Source organism: Streptomyces sp. SID8374, assembly GCF_009865135.1.
Lineage (GTDB): Bacteria > Actinomycetota > Actinomycetes > Streptomycetales > Streptomycetaceae > Streptomyces.
The window spans coordinates 905,187-920,727 of record NZ_WWGH01000001.1; the positions used below are offsets into that span (position 1 = coordinate 905,187).

Annotated in this window: 15 protein-coding genes and 2 tRNA genes; 7 read left to right on the top strand and 10 right to left on the bottom strand. The window is 72.1% G+C overall.

All coding sequences use genetic code 11. The annotated features are described in order from the left end of the window. The first annotated feature begins 75 nt into the window (after positions 1 to 75). Positions 76 to 1,746, top strand: a complete 1,671-nt coding sequence (locus GTY67_RS04025; protein WP_093693456.1) for a hypothetical protein — start codon at positions 76 to 78, stop codon at positions 1,744 to 1,746. 67 nt (positions 1,747 to 1,813) lie between these two features. On the opposite strand, the gene GTY67_RS04030 is transcribed toward GTY67_RS04025, so the two are convergent. After that, positions 1,814 to 2,374, bottom strand: coding sequence for an HIT domain-containing protein (locus GTY67_RS04030; protein WP_093693455.1), 561 nt, complete (start codon positions 2,372 to 2,374; stop codon positions 1,814 to 1,816). A 66-nt stretch (positions 2,375 to 2,440) separates the two neighbouring features. Here GTY67_RS04030 and GTY67_RS04035 point away from each other — a divergent pair, with 66 nt between their 5' ends. Continuing rightward, a complete protein-coding gene (locus tag GTY67_RS04035) occupies positions 2,441 to 3,118 on the top strand; it encodes a potassium channel family protein (RefSeq protein ID WP_161277805.1) in 678 nt (225 codons plus the stop codon). Positions 3,119 to 3,215: 97 nt separating this feature from the next. Here GTY67_RS04035 and thrS read toward each other — a convergent pair whose 3' ends face one another. The 3 genes from thrS to GTY67_RS04050 form a co-directional block, all read right to left on the bottom strand. Further along, positions 3,216 to 5,192: a threonine--tRNA ligase gene (gene thrS, locus GTY67_RS04040; RefSeq protein ID WP_093693453.1), complete on the bottom strand. Its 1,977-nt coding sequence runs from the start codon at positions 5,190 to 5,192 to the stop codon at positions 3,216 to 3,218. Positions 5,193 to 5,291: 99 nt separating this feature from the next. Further along, positions 5,292 to 6,542, bottom strand: coding sequence for a hypothetical protein (locus GTY67_RS04045; RefSeq protein ID WP_161277806.1), 1,251 nt, complete (start codon positions 6,540 to 6,542; stop codon positions 5,292 to 5,294). Continuing rightward, positions 6,542 to 7,135: a DUF4365 domain-containing protein gene (locus tag GTY67_RS04050; protein ID WP_161277807.1), complete on the bottom strand. Its 594-nt coding sequence runs from the start codon at positions 7,133 to 7,135 to the stop codon at positions 6,542 to 6,544. Before GTY67_RS04050 ends, GTY67_RS04045 begins: the two co-directional genes overlap by 1 nt. Before the next feature lie 194 nt (positions 7,136 to 7,329). Here GTY67_RS04050 and GTY67_RS04055 point away from each other — a divergent pair, with 194 nt between their 5' ends. Beyond that, the gene (locus tag GTY67_RS04055) at positions 7,330 to 8,058 is read left to right on the top strand and encodes a 3'-5' exonuclease (RefSeq protein WP_161277808.1); all 729 of its coding nucleotides are present in this window, start codon (positions 7,330 to 7,332) and stop codon (positions 8,056 to 8,058) included. 50 nt (positions 8,059 to 8,108) lie between these two features. Here GTY67_RS04055 and GTY67_RS04060 read toward each other — a convergent pair. Beyond that, a tRNA-Val gene (locus tag GTY67_RS04060) sits at positions 8,109 to 8,180 on the bottom strand. 160 nt (positions 8,181 to 8,340) lie between these two features. Between GTY67_RS04060 and GTY67_RS04065 the strand changes: the two genes are divergently transcribed. Next, entirely contained in the window at positions 8,341 to 10,914 is a 2,574-nt protein-coding gene (locus tag GTY67_RS04065) for a hypothetical protein (protein WP_161277809.1), read from the top strand. 90 nt (positions 10,915 to 11,004) lie between these two features. Here the strand turns inward: GTY67_RS04065 and GTY67_RS04070 are convergent. Next, positions 11,005 to 11,076, bottom strand: a tRNA-Val gene (locus GTY67_RS04070). A 16-nt stretch (positions 11,077 to 11,092) separates the two neighbouring features. Then, positions 11,093 to 11,587, bottom strand: coding sequence for a TIGR02611 family protein (locus tag GTY67_RS04075; RefSeq protein WP_161277810.1), 495 nt, complete (start codon positions 11,585 to 11,587; stop codon positions 11,093 to 11,095). Between the two features lie 190 nt (positions 11,588 to 11,777). On the opposite strand from GTY67_RS04075, the gene GTY67_RS04080 reads away from it, so the two are divergent. Together GTY67_RS04080 and GTY67_RS04085 are read left to right on the top strand one after the other, a co-directional pair. Next, positions 11,778 to 12,191, top strand: a complete 414-nt coding sequence (locus GTY67_RS04080; RefSeq protein ID WP_003959770.1) for an SsgA family sporulation/cell division regulator — start codon at positions 11,778 to 11,780, stop codon at positions 12,189 to 12,191. Between the two features lie 269 nt (positions 12,192 to 12,460). Beyond that, entirely contained in the window at positions 12,461 to 13,057 is a 597-nt protein-coding gene (locus GTY67_RS04085; RefSeq protein ID WP_161277811.1) for a CGNR zinc finger domain-containing protein, read from the top strand. 38 nt (positions 13,058 to 13,095) lie between these two features. On the opposite strand, the gene GTY67_RS34435 is transcribed toward GTY67_RS04085, so the two are convergent. Beyond that, positions 13,096 to 13,251 (bottom strand): hypothetical protein, encoded by a 156-nt coding sequence (locus GTY67_RS34435; protein WP_164711272.1) that lies wholly within the window; start codon positions 13,249 to 13,251, stop codon positions 13,096 to 13,098. Between the two features lie 207 nt (positions 13,252 to 13,458). After that, the gene (locus GTY67_RS04090) at positions 13,459 to 13,920 is read right to left on the bottom strand and encodes a hypothetical protein (protein ID WP_161277812.1); all 462 of its coding nucleotides are present in this window, start codon (positions 13,918 to 13,920) and stop codon (positions 13,459 to 13,461) included. Between the two features lie 181 nt (positions 13,921 to 14,101). Here GTY67_RS04090 and GTY67_RS04095 point away from each other — a divergent pair, with 181 nt between their 5' ends. Continuing rightward, entirely contained in the window at positions 14,102 to 14,617 is a 516-nt protein-coding gene (locus GTY67_RS04095) for a DsbA family protein (protein WP_093687448.1), read from the top strand. Between the two features lie 23 nt (positions 14,618 to 14,640). On the opposite strand, the gene GTY67_RS04100 is transcribed toward GTY67_RS04095, so the two are convergent. Next, positions 14,641 to 15,477 carry a GNAT family N-acetyltransferase gene (locus tag GTY67_RS04100; protein WP_161277813.1) on the bottom strand — a complete coding sequence of 279 codons (837 nt, stop codon included), beginning with the start codon at positions 15,475 to 15,477 and terminating at the stop codon, positions 14,641 to 14,643. Positions 15,478 to 15,541 lie beyond the last annotated feature (64 nt).

Sequence of the window (15,541 nt, forward strand, 5' to 3'; positions counted from 1 at the left end):
CTCAGAAGGTATGCCGCGTACGGTAGTTGGGCACACCGCAGGAGCAGACCGTGCGGCGAGTGGGGGCGACAGACAGTGGCCAACGACGTATTCGACTTCTCACCGGGGGCGCAGATCCCGATCCAGGGGTCCGGCGGCCAGTCGGTGGCGACCAACGCCCTGGCCTCGGCGGCGTACCGCGACAGCCCGGTGGACGTGATCCTCGACGCCAACAGCGAGTGGCACAAGTCGACGGTGAAGCCGGGCTCCTCCAAGCTCTTCAAGTCCGACTATTTCAAGCCCAATCTGGGTGAGGCGTTCTCCCGCGCCGTCCAGGAGCGGATGCTGGGCGGCTCCCGTGCGGCGCTGATCCAGTCCTTCGGCACCGATCCGCAGACGGTGGTGGAGCACTGCCTGTCGGCGAACAACCTCCGCAAGGCGCGCGACACCCGGCTGACGCTGGTGACCGCGGTGTTCGGCTTCCTGTTCCTGCCGGGGATGATCGCCTGGGTCATCGCCTTCCGTATCAAGGACGCCCTCGCCAAGTCGAAGGACGGCGCGTTCCGGGCGGTCGGCACGGTGCTGCTCGCCGCGTTCGGGGTCGGTGCGCTGGTCCTGCTGTGGAAGCTGCCCACGGACGGTTTCTGGCCGCTCTACGTCCGGGCCGCGATCGTGGCGCCGCTGATCGGCTGGTTCCTCGCCAAGCGGATCGCGGAGACCTCGGCCCAGGACCTGCGGGCCCGCTGGGGCGGGCTGCTCTCCGGCACCGGGGTGATCGCCAAGATCCCGGAGGCGGTGCCGAAGAACCCCAACGAGACCGCGCGCGAGGCGCTGCGCCAGGGGCTGGAGAAGCTCTCCGCCGAGCAGCAGTCCAACGCGGTCTTCTACGCCGGCCCCAAGGGCATCCTGGGCATGGGCACCCGGTGGGGCAGCTGGCAGCTGGCCGAGGAGCTGACGCCGAAGGACCCGACGAAGGAGATCCACCAGTTCCGCAGCTGGGATCTGATCCGGATCATCCACGACCAGCTGAAGATGCTGGAGCGCGGCCCGCTGAACACCGGCGGCTTCCCCAAGCCGTCCGTGAAGCACTGGATCGTCTCCCCCATCGGCGAGAACGCGGACTCCGTCACCCGCCCCGAAGGGGAGGACGTCGCGACCTTCCAGGTGAAGCCGCACGAGATACAGCGGATCTGCAACCACCAGCAGTTCGGCAGCGGTGACCGGCACTACCTGGGCGTGCAGTTCACCCTCTGGGACGGTCAGCTCGTCATCACGATGATGATCACGGTGACCGTGCTCCACGAGACGCTGCGCATCGAGGTCACCGGCCATGCGCTGGGCCCGGTGCACGGGCTGTTCTTCGCCAAGCCGGCCGCCCGGACGAAGACGGTGAACAAGACCGTCAGGTTCTGGGAGACCCGGGACATCCAGCTGCCGGTGGTGGAGCCGAGGGAGGTCGTCCGGCTCGCGCTGCGGGCGCCCTTCACCTGGTATCCGCCGCTGCTGGACTACCTGGGCGGGAAGATAGTGCTCCCCGAGCCCTTCGGACTGCGGCACGCCTGGGCCGCCAAGCCGTGGAACCACCGCTTCATGGCAGACGACGCCATGCGGGCCGCGACGCCGGTGCTGCGGGTGGTCCACTCGGCGGCGATGCGGGTCCTCGCGGAGAACGGCGTGGACACCGACCGCTTCGACAGCCGGTCGATGATACTGAGCGGCCTCGTCCAGGACCCCTCCCCGCGCAAGGCGGACGTCTACGACGCATGACCGTACGTACGGAAGAGGGCCCCACCGGCACGATCGGCGGGGCCCTCTTCCGTACGCGCCGGATCGCTCAGCCGGTCGGCCAGGCATCCGCCAGCATCGCCCGGGTGTCCCCCAGCAGCTGCGGCAGCACCTTGGTGTGGCCGATGACCGGCATGAAGTTGGTGTCCCCGCCCCAGCGCGGCACCAGGTGCTGGTGCAGATGGGCGGCGATCCCGGCGCCGGCGACGGAGCCCTGGTTCATGCCGATGTTGAAGCCGTGCGCCCCGGAGGCGGCGCGCAGGGCCGCCATCGCCCGCTTGGTGAAGTCCGCCAGCTCCGCCGTCTCCGGACCGTCCAGCTCCGTGTAGTCGGCGACGTGCCGGTAGGGGACGACCATGAGGTGCCCGCCGTTGTACGGGTAGAGGTTCAGCACCGCGTAGACGTGCTCGCCGCGCGCCACCACGAGGCCGTCCTCGTCGGATTTCGCCGGAATCGAACAGAACGGGCAGCCGTCCTCGGCGCCCGAACCGCTCGGCTTGTCCTGGCCCTGGATGTACGCCATCCGATGGGGCGTCCACAGACGCTGAAACGCGTCGGGCGTCCCCACGCCGATCTGCTGCTCCGGCTCACTCGTCATGCCGATCAGCATATTGCGTCACCCGCGCGGAGCGTGTCGCCGGGGCCGCGCCCGAGTCCGCCCGGCGATGCTGAGGCGATGAGCGAGCGACCCGCCCCGGAGGCCCCCGCCCGGCTGACCCGCTGGGAGCAGCGCACGGAGCTTCCGCTCTTCGCCGCCTCCCTGCTCTTCCTGGCGGGGTACGCGTTCCGGGTGCTGGCCCCGCACGACGCCCAGCCGTGGCACGACATCTCCCTGACCCTGGTCTGGTCGACCTGGCTGCTGTTCCTGGTGGACTACACGGTACGGCTGCGCCTCAGCGGTCTGGGCGCACGCTTCATCGGCAGGCACTGGCTGGACACCCTGGTCCTCCTGCTGCCGCTGCTGCGCCCGCTCCAGATGGTCAAGGTCTACTCGGCGGTGCAGCAGCGCCACGACCGGCCGCGGCTGAACCTGTACGCCCGGGTGATGTCGTACGCCGGCCTGAGCGCCCTCCTGCTCGGCTTCTCCGCCTCGCTCGCGGTGTACCGCCTGGAGCGCGACGCCCCGGGCGCCTCCATCCGCACGTTCGGCGACGCGGTGTGGTGGGCGTGCGCGACGCTCTCGACGGTCGGTTACGGGGATGCCGCACCGGTCACGTTCTGGGGGCGGGTGGTGGCGGCGGGGCTGATGGCGTGCGGTCTCGCGCTGCTGGGGGCGGTGACGGGGTCGTTCTCGTCGTGGCTGATCCAGATGTTCACCCGGGAGGACGAGAAACGGCCCCCGGAGCGGGGTTAGCGCTCCGGGGGCCGAGCCCCGCCTGTGCGGGGACCACGCAACCTTCGTCCTGTGCTGCTTCCGAATCCTCGGGACACCCCGCGTCAGCGGGGACCGGTCATGCCTGGACCCGACGCTCGACCACGTCGACCAACTTGGCCAGCGCCTGATCCACCGGAACACCGTTCTCCTGCGAACCGTCGCGGTAGCGGAAGGACACCGTGCCCGCATTCATGTCGTCGTCGCCCACGATGAGCATGAAGGGCGTCTTCGCCTTCTGAGCGTTGCGGATCTTCTTCTGCATCCGGTCCGAGGAGGCGTCCACGTCCACCCGCAGACCCTGCTTGCGCGCCTTGGCGGCGAACTCCTGGAGGTAGGGGATGTGGGCGTCGCCGATCGGGATGCCGACGGCCTGGACCGGGGCGAGCCAGACCGGGAAGGCGCCCGCGTAGTGCTCCAGGAGCACGGCGAAGAAGCGCTCGATGGAGCCGAACAGGGCGCGGTGGATCATCACCGGGCGCTGCTTGGAGCCGTCGGGGCCGGTGTACTCCAGGTCGAAGCGCTCCGGCAGGTTGAAGTCGAGTTGCACGGTCGACATCTGCCAGGTGCGGCCGATGGCGTCCTTGCACTGCACGGAGATCTTCGGGCCGTAGAACGCAGCGCCGCCCGGGTCCGGGACCAGGGGCAGGCCCTGCTTCTCGGCGACCTGGCGGAGCGTCTCGGTGGCCTCCTCCCAGGTGTCGTCCGAGCCGACGTACTTCTCCGGGTCCTTGGTGGAGAGCTCCAGATAGAAGTCGGTGAGCCCGTAGTCGCGGAGCAGGTTCAGCACGAAGGTGAGCGTGCGGTCCAGCTCCTCCGCCATCTGCTCCTTGGTGCAGTAGATGTGCGCGTCGTCCTGCGTGAAGCCGCGCGAGCGGGTGAGGCCGTGCACGACGCCCGACTTCTCGTACCGGTACACCGTGCCGAACTCGAAAAGGCGCAGCGGCAGTTCGCGGTAGGAGCGGCCGCGCGCGTCGAAGATCAGGTTGTGCATCGGGCAGTTCATCGGCTTGAGGTAGTAGTCCACCCCGTCGTCCAGCTGCATGGGCGGGTACATGCCGTCGGCGTACCAGTCCAGGTGGCCGGACTTCTCGAAGAGCTTGCCCTTGGTGGCGTGCGGGCTGTAGACGAACTCGTAGCCCTCCTCCTCGTGGCGGCGGCGCGAGTAGTCCTCCATGGCCCGGCGGATGACGCCGCCCTTGGGGTGGAAGACCGCGAGGCCGGGGCCGATCTCGTCGGGGAAGGAGAAGAGGTCCAGCTCGCTGCCGAGCTTGCGGTGGTCGCGCTTGGCGGCCTCCTCCAGGAACTCCAGGTGCGCCTTCAGCTCGTCCTTGGTCGGCCAGGCGGTGCCGTAGATGCGCTGGAGCATCGGGTTCTTCTCGCTGCCGCGCCAGTACGCCGCGGCGTTGCGCATCAGCTTGAACGCCGGGATGAACCGGGTGGTCGGCAGGTGCGGACCACGGCAGAGGTCCTTCCAGCACAGCTCGCCGGTCTTGGCGTCCAGGTTGTCGTAGATGGTCAGCTCGCCGCCGCCCACCTCGACATCCGCGCCGTCGTCCGAGGAGGCCGAGCCCTTGATGCCGATGAGCTCCAGCTTGTACGGCTCGTCCGCCAGCTCCTCGCGGGCGTCCTCGTCGGAGACCACGCGGCGGGAGAACTTCTGGCCCCGCTTCTGGATCTCCTGCATCTTCTTCTCGATGGCCTTGAGGTCCTCGGGGGTGAACGGCTTCTCGACGTCGAAGTCGTAGTAGAAGCCGTCCTTGACCGGCGGGCCGATGCCGAGCTTGGCCTCGGGGAAGAGCTCCTGCACGGCCTGGGCCATGACGTGCGCGGTGGAGTGGCGCAGGATGTTGAGGCCGTCCTCGGAGGAGATCTCCACCGGCTCGACGGACTCGCCGTCCTGGAGCTCGTAGGAGAGGTCCTTCAGCTCGCCGCCGATGCGCGCGGCGACGACGGTGCGCTGACCGGGGAAGAGCTCGCCGGCGGTCGTGCCCGTCGTCACCACGTGCTCTTCCCGCTCGGAATCGCGTTGGATGATCACACGGACGTCTGACACCGGTCTCTCCTGACTGAGGGGGTTGCCTGTCTTCCTATCGACCAGACAAGGCGAATCGTACCGAGCCGTACGCCCCCGATGCGAACGCCTTCCCCCTCGTCAGGCTTCCTCGCCCGCGCACGCCTCCTCGAAGAAGTCCACGTTCTCCTGGAGCGACTTCATCAGCCGGTCCCGCTCGGCCTCGTCCACCTGCACGGGTGCGACCTGCGAGGCCCCGGTGAGCCGCCGGAAGCCGCCGCGCCGCTCAAGCCGTCCCTCCAGCCGCAGCGGCAGCCCCACGAGATGGGCGTGGCCCGCGATCCGGTACGCCTCCTCGTCCAGCTCCACCCGTACGTGCGCGACCTCCGCCCCCGCCAGCACCCTCAGCCGTACGATCCCGGCGCCGCGCGGCCCGGAGCGGCGCAGCCGGACCACCGCGCCGGTGATCCGCACCGGGACGGCGGGCTCCTCACGGAGGTAGCGGGCCCCGGCGGAGCGCAGGGCAGGCAGGTCGCCCGGGGAGAACTCGACGGGTGCGGGGCGGGCCGGGCAGCCGTCCGGGGTGCCTGCGGCGGGCGCCCACCGCACATCGATCCCGGCCCCCTCGGTGCCGCGTACCAGGGTCACCAGCGCCTCGGTCAGCTCCCGGCTGACGCCCGCCGCCACCGCGCTGTCGAAGGCCTCCATGCCGCCGGTGGCCCGCTGGTAGTCCACGGCTTCGCGGGTGGCGTGCAGGGCGTGGCAGAGCTGTACGGCGACGGCGCGCCCGGAGTCGACGGGGACGAACGCGGTGAGCCGGCGCCCGCCCGGCGCGGGCCCGACGAGGGTGCCCTCCAGCGCCGCCCGCGCTTTCCTGCGGTGCCGGGCCCCGTGGTACCCGGCCCGGCCCCGCGCGGCGAGCGCCCCGGCGAGCAGGATCTGCCGGGCCGCCGAGCGCAGCTCCTCGGCCTCCGCCCACCCCGAGGCGCCCGCCGCTCCGGCCGCCGATTCGGGGACCTCGCGCCACCAGCGGACCTCGTCGCTGGGGACCGCGAGCGAGACGAGGATGTCGCGGGCGGAGGGGGCGGCGCTGCGGGAGAGCGCGGTGAGCGCCTCGGACAGCAGGTCCTCGGTGTCGGGGAAGGCGGCGTTCTCGGGGACCAGCAGGCTGGCGCCTGAGCCCGGTCCGGGCGGGGACCAGCGGCTGTAGCGGCCGGCCGCTCCCCCGCGCCGCTGCCAGCCGTAGCGGTGCAGGAGCGCGGTGAGCACCGCCGGGTCGGGCAGCGGGGTGCCGTCGCCGCCCGGGTCGGCGTACTCCCTGCTCACGGCGGGGTGCGACCGGGCGCGGGGCAGCTCGGCCGGGCCCGTGGGTTCGTCCATCGACCGGTGCATCAGGGTCTCCCTCCGGCCCCGACCCGGGCCATGATGTCGCAGAGTGCGCGGTCGTCGAAGATCCGTGAGGTCGGGATGCGCACGGTGGTCCGGTACCGGCCCGTCACCGCGTGGCCGGCCAGGTTGGTCCAGTAGCAGCAGTGCCGCAGATCGAGGCTTCCGGGCCCGGCGCTCAGCCACTCGTCCTGGCTGCGCGGCACGAGCATCACCACCAGGATCTTGTGCACCGAGACCGGGGTGCGGGCCAGCTTGACGAGGTGGGCGTTGTCGAGGGTGAAGGAGAACGCCCCGCCCGCCGGGTGCGGCGGTATCTGGTAGGTGCACTTGAGCTGCACCTTGATGGTCACCTCGTCGTCGACGGTGTGGGCGGCGGCGCCGTGGCTGACGTGCCAGTCGATGCCGTTGTCGGGGAAGGGCTGGGAGAGCGAGCAGCCCGCCGCCGCGGCGACGGCGTGCAGGTAGCCCACCTGGAGGGTCTCCATGCAGGCGGTGGTGGCGAGGGAGCCGCGCAGCGGTGCGGTGCGCTGATCCACCGGCCCGAACGCTTCGGCGCGGGCGGGCGGCCCCCCGGGGTCGGGCTGCGCGAGCGCCATGGCTCCGTATGCCTTCCGGACGTGCCGTCAGATCTGACGTCAGTGGTGATCGAGGGGCAACTTCCTTGGCCCTCACCTGTGTTGTCACCGCAGGAGAACGCCCGCAAACGGCGTATCAGGCAAACAGCACGGGTATCACCGATATCGGGCAGAGGAATCACTCCATCTGCCGCGCAGGTGCGAGGAGTTCGGGGATGATGCACTGGTTCGAAGGGCCGCTGGCCGCTTTTGACACGGAGACGACAGGCGTGGACGTCGAGCAGGACCGGATCGTTTCGGCCGCTCTCGTCGCGCAGGACACGACGGGCGGACGCGTCCGCGTCACCCGCTGGCTGGTCAACCCGGGGATCCCGGTACCCCCGGGGGCGACCGAGATCCACGGTCTGACCGACGATCACCTTCAGCGCAACGGCCGTTGGCCCGCGCCGGTGATGGACGAGATCGCCCGTTCGCTGGCCGAGCAGTGCGCCACGGGCCGCCCGCTGGTCGTGATGAACGCACCGTTCGACCTGACCCTGCTGGACCGCGAGCTGAAGCGCCATCGGGCCTCGTCGCTGGCCGGGTACATGGCGGACGTGCCGCTGAGGGTGGTGGACCCCCGGGTGCTGGACAAACACCTGGACCGCTACCGCAAGGGCCGCCGCACGCTCATCGATCTGTGCCGGCTGTACGAGGTGCCCCTCGACGGCGCCCACGACGCGGCGGCGGACGCCTCGGCCTCGCTGGAGCTGGTGCGCGCGATATGCCGGCGCTTCTCGTCCCGGCTGGAGCGGCTCTCCCCGGCCGAGCTGCACACCCTCCAGGCCACCTGGCACGCGGCGCAGGCGCGCGGGCTGGAGGCGTGGTTCGCCAGGAGCGGCGCGCCGGAGCCGGTGGATCCGGCGTGGCCGCTGCGCCCGGAGCTGCCCGCGGCGGCGGCCTGAAACGTGCGAAAGCCGGTCCGCCGTGATGCTGGCGGACCGGCTTTCCCCGGTGGGCGATACTGGGTTCGAACCAGTGACCTCTTCGGTGTGAACGAAGCGCTCTCCCACTGAGCTAATCGCCCGGGAACGGGTTGAACCATACAGGGCTCGGCGGGCTTCGTTCAAACCGCTTCCGGCCGGGCGGCCCCGGGGCGCACGCGGAACGTACACAGGCGCGGAAACGCGGAAACTGAGTATCCGAGCGCATGTACGAGGCGGAGGGCCCGGGCGACACTCCCGTACATGGAACATGTGCCGCCGCCCGCCGAGGAACTGGCGCTCCTCGACCGAGAACTGGCTCAGCTGGACGCCCGCCGGGCCCAGCTGCTGAGCCGTCGCGCCTGGCTGGTCAGCGCATTGCAGCCGCAGACGCCGAACGGACCCCGCTGGAGCACTCCGCCCGTCGGCCACGGCTGGGGGCCGGGGCAGCCGTGGGGGTCCGCGCCGCGCGCCCCGAAGCCGTCGGCGCCGCGCAGCGCGCAGAACGTGCTGCTGACGCTGGGCGGTCTGCTGCTGACGGTCGCGGCCGTCGCGTTCACCCTCGTCAGCTGGGGCTCCATGGGCATCGGCGGCCGGTCCGCCGTCCTGGCACTGGTCACCCTGGCGGCGCTCGCGGCCCCGGCGGTCCTGCTGCGCCGGAAACTCGCGGCCACGGCGGAGGCGCTGGCGGCGCTCGCCCTGGCGCTGACGCTGCTGGACGTCTACGCGGTCCACGCGGTGGCGGCACCGGACGCCGACGGGCTCACGTTCACCGCGGTGGCCTCGGCGGTGCTCGCCGCGCTCTGGACGGCCTACGGCCTGGCGCTGGGCAAGCTGCACCTGCCGCTGCCCGCGGCCGTGTTCTTCGTCCAGTGGCCGCTGCTGCTGGGCGCCTGGGCCGCCGGCGCCCCGGCGATCGTGATCGGCTGGGCGCTGCTGGTGACGGCCGCTCTCGACGGGGCGATCGCCCTGTGGGGCAAGGGCCTGGGTGTACGGGTCACGGCGGGCATCGGCCTGGCGGTGATGGGGTCCGCCGCGCTGCTGACGGGGCTCGGGGAGTCGCTGACGGCCGACGGTCCGCTCGGTGCCGTCCTGCCGGGCGCGCTGCTGCTGACGGCGGCCGTGGTGGCCCTGGCCGGGGCCTGGCGCGCCCCGAACGGCTACGCCCAGGTGGGCGGCGCGGTGGCCGGTCTGGCGGCGGTGGCGGCGGTCGGCGGCGTGCTGCGGGCGGCGGTGCCGGGCACGTGGAACGTTCCGGTGTACCTGCTCTGCGGCCTCGCTCTGCTGTCCGTCGTACGGGCCCGGCTCCCGCGCAGCGCCGGGCGCGGGGTGCTGGCGGCGGCGGGCGCGGTGGTGGCCGGTGCGCTGGTGTGGGCGCTGCCGCCGGTCGCGGCGGTGCTGCTGGGGCCGGTGCAGCTGGTCGCCGAGGTGTGGGCGGGGGCGCCGGACGGGTTCCGGGGCGCGCTCGGGGCGTCGATGGGGTGGTCGCAGATGGCCACGGCCCCGGTGGTGCTCGCGGTGGTGGCCGGGCTGCTCGGTGCGGCGTACCGCTGGTGGCCGTCGCTGGTCCGGATCGCCGCTCCGCTGGCCGCGCCGGGGGCGAAGGCGCGCGGTGCGGTGGGCGCGGGGGCGCTGGTCCTCGGCTGGGGGACGCTGCTGCTCGCGGCGGCGACGCTGGGGGTGCCGTACGCGGTCGCCGTGGCCCTGGAGACGGTGCTGGTGGCGGTACTGCTGGTGGTGGCGGTGCGGGGCGCGGGGGCGTCCGCCGGTGGGGCCTCCGCCGGTGCGGGGATGGCCGAGGGCGCGGGGGTGGCCGAGGGCGATGGTGCCGGGGCCTCCGCCGGAGCACCGGCAGCGGCGGGCAGGGGCCGGTCCGTCGTGACGGTGACCGCGCTGGTGGCCGCCGTCGGCGGTGCGGTGAGCGTGGGGCTGCTGTCGCTGGCCACGGAGGCGGCGGCGTACGCGGTGTTCGGGGCGCTGGTGGTCCTGTTCGCGGTGGCGGCGCTGCGGACCCGTGCGGTGGTGGAGCAGGCGGTGTTCGCGGTGGCCGCGGTGGTGTGGGGTACGGCCCTGACCGGGTGCGTGGCCGGGTCCCTGGGGCTTGCCCCGCACGAGGCCGCACCCCTGCTGCTCCTGGTGCCCGCGCTGACGGTGCTGCTGGGGGCGCGGCTGCGGCTGCACCCGGTGGCGCTGCCGGTGGAGCTGGCCGGGGCGCTGGGTGCGCTGGTGGCTATCGGGCTCGCGGTGGGCCGGGCGCCGTTCCTGGCCCTGGTGCTCGCCCTGTGCGGGGTGCTGGCGGCGGGGGCGGCGGTGCGCCCGGAGCGGCGGCCCGTGGCGGGGTACCTGGCGGCGGTGCTGTTCGTGACGGCGACCTGGGTCCGGCTGGCGGCGTCGGACGTGTCCGCCCCGGAGGCGTACACCCTGCCGGTGACGGTGCCCGCCCTGGTGGTCGGCGTACTGCGGCGGCGCAAGGATCCCGAGGCGTCCTCCTGGACGGCGTACGGGCCCGGGCTCGCGGCGACGCTCCTGCCGAGCCTGGCCGTGGCCTGGACCGACCCCGGCTGGCTGCGGCCGCTGCTGCTGGGCGTGGCGGCGCTGGTGGTCACGCTGCTGGGCGCGAAGTACCGGCTCCAGGCGCTGCTGCTGCTCGGCGGTGCGGTGCTGGCCCTGGACACCCTGCACGAGCTGGCGCCGTACGTCGTCCAGGTGGCCGGCGCACTGCCGCGCTGGCTGCCCCCGGCGCTGGCCGGACTGCTGCTGCTGGCCGTGGGAGCCACGTACGAGCAGCGGCTGCGCGACGCGCGGAAGCTGAAGGACGTGCTGGGCCGGATGCGGTGAGCGGTTCCCGGCCCGGGATCCGGCAGCGGTCCTGGGCCGGGGAACGCAGAGGCCCCCGAGACTCGGAAGTCTCGGGGGCCTCTGTCCGGGTGGGCGATACTGGGTTCGAACCAGTGACCTCTTCGGTGTGAACGAAGCGCTCTCCCACTGAGCTAATCGCCCGGGCGCACCGCAAACATTACCCCATGTCAGCGGTGCTTCCGGACCGTCCCTGGCGCTGGTCGTCGACCGTCCACGGCAGGGCGAGGCCGAACTTCCAGACATAGATCCCGACCAGCACCGCCATGATCACCAGCCCCACCGTGGTGAGGATGATGTTGCGCCGCCGGACCTTGGGATCCAGCGCCCGCTGGGCGGCCTCGGTGACCTTGCGCTTCGTCCAGCGCAGCACCAGCTGGGCCCAGACGAACTCGGTCGCCCAGATCGCCATGCCGCCGAAGATCACGAGCCAGCCGGGTCCCGGCAGGACCAGCATCAGCACGCCGGCCACCACGACGCCCAGGCCGACGACGAAGACGCCGACCTGCCAGCTCAGGTGGAGCGGTCTCGACGCCTTGATGAAGCCCGGCGCCCGCGATCCCAGCTCGCGTTCCACCTTGGTGGTGCCCCCCGCAGCGGACCCCGGGGCCGCCTTCCCGGCAGCCTCGATCCGCTCGTCACTCTCCGCATTCATGGAGCTCAACCTACCCGACCCGCCGTCGTCACTTGAATGGGCGCATGACTCAAAGTTACACACCGCTGGGCGAGGGACCCGAAGCATCACAAATGGGTCAGAGGGGTTTACAACGCCACCGTAGGTGGCATGTCGATTTCGCCGACGTGCGAATCCCCGAGCGCACACTGAGCGAAAGGCCCTGGCGCTTATGAACACCACGGTCAGCTGCGAGCTGCACCTGCGCCTCGTTGTGTCGAGCGAGTCCTCACTGCCTGTACCCGCGGGCCTGCGGTATGACACGGCCGATCCCTATGCCGTGCACGCCACCTTCCACACCGGAGCGGAGGAGACGGTCGAATGGGTTTTCGCCCGTGACCTCCTTGCCGAGGGGCTGCACCGGCCCACCGGCACCGGAGACGTCCGCGTCTGGCCATCCCGTAGTCACGGTCAAGGCGTCGTCTGCATCGCACTGAGCTCCCCAGAGGGCGAAGCCCTGCTCGAAGCTCCAGCGAGAGCCCTGGAGTCGTTCCTGAAAAGGACCGACGCCGCGGTTCCGCCCGGCACCGAGCATCGTCACTTCGATCTCGACACGGAGCTCTCCCACATCCTGGCCGAGAGCTGAGCCAGGCCGAGAGCTGCCCGGCGCCGTCCGACTCGGGGAGACGGCGTCGCGCGGACAACCACATAAGGCAGACACAGGCGCCGTCGCCGCGGAAACCACCGCGGTGACGGCGCCTGTGCGTGCGCCACGGCCCCGGGGGCGCGCCGGATGACCGAACGGGCGCCCCACTCCCCCGCGGGCCCGCACCGGGCCGGGGAGCGGCGGGGCGAGCCAGTAGAGTCAGCCGCCACCGGCAGGCGCCCGCCCGCCGGAAGGCCAGGGAGCGAAGCGTGCTGATCCCTCACGACACCCGGATCGCCCTCGACACGGTGGTCGATCTGGTGAACACCGCACCGGAGAGCGAGCCGCCCGAGGACGGCCCGACGGACGGAATCGTGGAAGGACCGGAGGACGGGCTCGCCGATGTCGCGGAGCTGTACGCGTTCGCCGAGCGGCACCACATCAGCGGCGTCGGCACCCTCGGGGAGAAGGACCTGGGCGCCGTACGGGACGTCCGGAGCCGCTTCGCCGAGGTCTTCGCGGCGCCCGACGCCCGTACCGCCGCCGACCTCGTCAACCGCCTCGTCGCCGCGGCCGGGACCACGCCCCAGCTCACCGACCACGATGGCTACGACTGGCACGTGCACTACTTCGCCCCGGACGCCTCGCTCTCCGACCACCTCGCGGCCGACTGCGGCATGGCCCTGGCCTTCATCATCGTGGCCGGCGAGCAGGAGCGGCTGCGGCGCTGCGAGGCGCCCGACTGCGGGCGCGCCTTCGTCGACCTCTCGCGCAACCGCTCCCGCCGCTACTGCTCCAGCCGCACCTGCGGCAACCGGCTCCACGTCGCCGCGTACCGGGCCCGGCGCCGGGAGGCCGGGGCGTAGGTCGCGGGGAGGCCGGGCCCGGTACGCGGCGAGGCCGGTCATAACAGGAACAGGTCATGCAGCGCCGCCATCAGCAGCAGGCTTCCGATGACCGTCAGGAAGATCATCAGGGGTGGCTGGGAGAGCGCGAAGAGGCAGCCACGGGGCTCTTCGGCAGGGGGTGCGGGGGCTTCGCCCCGGGATGTGTCCACCATCTCGGGGTGATCATGACTCACCCGGGACCCGGTTGGCGATCAACCTTCGCCATTACACCGGGAGTTCACCGTCCCGTGGTGCCCGGAATTCGCACCGGCGCCCGAGACGCCGACAGGCATTCGGCTCCGGGCCCGCCAAAACGGCGCCTGTTCGGACACCGGGCTCGTCTTCAGACACACCGGGCCCCTCGAGGTGCCGCGCGTGTTTCAGATGCCGTGCTTCTTCAGGATCGCCTCGATGTCGCTGAAGTCGTCACCGGGCGCGGCGGCCTCCTGCTTCTTCTTCGGCTTGGGCGCCGCCGCTGCCGGCCGGGCCTGGCTGCCGGCGCCGAGCGAGGGCGCGGAGGCCCCCGGGGCGACGGCCTCGTTGCGCTCGGCGGCCCGCGCGGCCTTGCGCTCCGCGCGGGTGGTACCGCTGCGGCGCTCCACGGCGCGGGTGGTCATGAAGAGCAGCCAGGAGAGGCCGAGCACGCCGAAGCCGAGCCAGACGCTCGGCTTGAACGCGATGCCCGAGACCCACGCGACGACGCCGGTCAGGACGAGTCCGACGGGTACGAGGGAGTAGGCGGCGATCCTGGTCGCGGTGAGGAACCGCTTGCGGTAGGCGGTGACCGCGGCGATGCCCAGGCCCGCCGCCGACGCCGCGGAACAGATGGTCTCGGCAAGCATCGGGGCCTCCAGGCGCACGGGGAAACGTCCCTTCCATCCTGCACCGACGACCGGCATCGGGGCCACGGCGCCGGTCCACTTCAGGGACATTTCAGGGCCGGGCTCCTCCCCAGGTGCCGGTGACCGCCCTGGTCACGGGTGCGGATTGGGAGCTGCCCACCCGGCCTGAAAGACTGGTTCCATGAGCGATTCCACCCCTGCGGCACCGGTCGTCCTCGACATCTGGTGCGATCTCGAATGCCCCGACTGCCACCGGGCCCTCAGCGATGTGCGTGCCGTGCGCGCCCGGTACGGCGACCGGGTCGAGGTCCGGCTGCGGCACTTCCCGCTGGAGAAGCACAAGCACGCCTACGCCGCCGCGCAGGCCGCCGAGGAGGCCGCCGTCCAGGGCCAGGACTGGCCGTACATCGAGGCGCTCCTGTCCAGGACCGAGCAGCTCGCTAAGGCCGGGGAGCCGGTGCTCCTCGACGTGGCCCGTGAACTGGGGCTGGACGCCGAGGAGTTCGACACCGCGCTCATCGACGGCCGCCATCTGCTGATCGTCGACGCCGACCAGGCCGAGGGCAAGGCGATCGGGGTCACCGGCACGCCCACCTATGTGATCGGCGACGAGCGGCTGGACGGCGGCAAGAGCCAGGAGGGGCTGCGCGAGCGGATCGAGGAGATCATCGACCGGCTGCTCGCCGCGCAGGGCTGACGCCCGGCTCCCCGGCGTACCGCCTACAGCGCCTTGGCCAGGTTGTACCGCGTCGTCGCGTAGCCGAGGGACTCGTACAGCCGCAGCGCCGGGGTGTTGGCCGCGAAGACGTGCAGGCCGAGCCGGTCGTGGCCCCAGGAGCGGGTCTCGTCCTCGGCGAGGAGCATCAGGGCCCGCCCGAAGCCGCGGCCCCGGTGCCCCTCACGCACCTCGACGTCGAAGACGAACCCGGCGGTCCGGCCGGGCTCCAGCTCCCGCAGCGCCAGCCAGACATGGCCGACCACCGCGCCGCCGTGGACCAGCACCCGGAACCGCACGCCCTCGGTCGCCAGACCGTCGGGAAGGTTGCCCGCGTGGTCGGCCTCGGACTTGAGGCGGGCCTGCTCGGGCGGTACGCCCCTCTCGACCCACTCCTGCGCGTACGACCTCACCGCCTCGCGCAGCCACTCCGCGTACTCCTGCTCGCTCATCGGGCGTGCGGTGAGGCCCTCGGGGAGCGGGGTGGCGTCCGGGCCGAGGGTCTTGACCATGTTGCGGCTGCGTTCGGTGTAGCCGAGGGCGGCCGCCAGGCGCCGTGCGGGCTCGTTCTCCGCCGGGACCTCGGTCCGTACGTGGGTGCAGCCCCACCCGCGCAGCACCTCCTCGGCGGCGAGCGCGGCGATGGTGCCCCGGCCGCGCCTGCGGCGGTCCTCGTCGACGCTCAGGGAGCGCACCACCCCGGCCGAGGCGCCGAACGCGTCGTCGGTACTGATCGACACGGCGCCGACGGGACGGCCGTTGTCGCACACGTCGTAGCTGCGCGCCCGTGCCCCGTCGGCGCCTTGCTGAAGCGGCCCGGACGGCCGGAGTGTCGTGGTCATCAAAGGGTTTGTATCCCCTGGACGGTCCCACGTCACGCGCTTTTCCGGCCCCGTGGGAAAGGGC

Excerpts from the sequence above, each read along its gene's own strand:
- GTY67_RS04035 (WP_161277805.1), top strand. The coding sequence starts at position 2,441 with ATGAGCGAGCGACCCGCCCCGGAGGCCCCCGCCCGGCTGACCCGCTGG.
- GTY67_RS04100 (WP_161277813.1), bottom strand. The coding sequence starts at position 15,477 with ATGACCACGACACTCCGGCCGTCCGGGCCGCTTCAGCAAGGCGCCGAC.
- GTY67_RS04090 (WP_161277812.1), bottom strand. The coding sequence starts at position 13,920 with ATGCTTGCCGAGACCATCTGTTCCGCGGCGTCGGCGGCGGGCCTGGGC.
- GTY67_RS04050 (WP_161277807.1), bottom strand. The coding sequence starts at position 7,135 with ATGGCGCTCGCGCAGCCCGACCCCGGGGGGCCGCCCGCCCGCGCCGAA.
- GTY67_RS04095 (WP_093687448.1), top strand. The coding sequence starts at position 14,102 with ATGAGCGATTCCACCCCTGCGGCACCGGTCGTCCTCGACATCTGGTGC.
- GTY67_RS04045 (WP_161277806.1), bottom strand. The coding sequence starts at position 6,542 with ATGCACCGGTCGATGGACGAACCCACGGGCCCGGCCGAGCTGCCCCGC.
- GTY67_RS04055 (WP_161277808.1), top strand. The coding sequence starts at position 7,330 with ATGATGCACTGGTTCGAAGGGCCGCTGGCCGCTTTTGACACGGAGACG.
- GTY67_RS04030 (WP_093693455.1), bottom strand. The coding sequence starts at position 2,374 with ATGCTGATCGGCATGACGAGTGAGCCGGAGCAGCAGATCGGCGTGGGG.
- GTY67_RS34435 (WP_164711272.1), bottom strand. The coding sequence starts at position 13,251 with ATGGTGGACACATCCCGGGGCGAAGCCCCCGCACCCCCTGCCGAAGAG.
- GTY67_RS04080 (WP_003959770.1), top strand. The coding sequence starts at position 11,778 with ATGAACACCACGGTCAGCTGCGAGCTGCACCTGCGCCTCGTTGTGTCG.
- GTY67_RS04065 (WP_161277809.1), top strand. The coding sequence starts at position 8,341 with ATGGAACATGTGCCGCCGCCCGCCGAGGAACTGGCGCTCCTCGACCGA.
- GTY67_RS04075 (WP_161277810.1), bottom strand. The coding sequence starts at position 11,587 with ATGAATGCGGAGAGTGACGAGCGGATCGAGGCTGCCGGGAAGGCGGCC.